Below are 540 nucleotides of genomic sequence, written 5' to 3'. Positions count from 1 at the left end.
AATAAGAAATTGATTCGAGCGCGTGAGGTTTTTTTAACCTACGTGCTCATAATGACATCACATTGTTACGATGAAATTACATTACGACAAAATATTTCTATGCGGCTTGTCGCAAAATTTTATCGAGGACACGAGTGGGTAATAATCGTTTCAAAATCGCAAACAACTTGGTTGGTGTCGTAATGCGATAGCGAATTTTAGGTTTATTGCTGGTTAGTGCGTGAAGAACGGGGTCGATACAAGCTTCTGCGGGCAGCACGAATCGATTATTCGATTTATCGTTATCTAAACGCTTTTTCTGTCCTTCATACGCGATACGGTGAGGGCTTGAATCTACGTCAATCCATTGCTCAAAAGCGTGCAGAGCGTTGTGTCTAAATTGCGTTTCAATGGGGCCGGGCTCTATCAACGCCACTTTGATGTCGGTATCAGCAAGTTCGAGCCGTAATGTATCTGTCCATCCTTCTAGGGCAAACTTTGAGGCGTTGTACGCCCCACGATACTTCATTGCGGCAAAACCCAAGACGGAACTGTTTTGAA

At 43.5% G+C, this 540-nt stretch carries 1 protein-coding gene; it reads right to left on the bottom strand.

Annotated features, from left to right (window positions below; translation table 11 throughout):
- Window positions 1-97: 97 nt before the first annotated feature.
- Window positions 98-540, bottom strand: a 443-nt coding sequence (locus tag R7O13_RS30245; protein ID WP_318305643.1) for an SDR family NAD(P)-dependent oxidoreductase, incomplete at its 5' end; no start/stop codon positions are given.

The sequence above is a fragment of the Vibrio sp. Y176 genome, from assembly GCF_033438945.1.
This window is presented reverse-complemented; position numbering and strand designations above follow the sequence as displayed.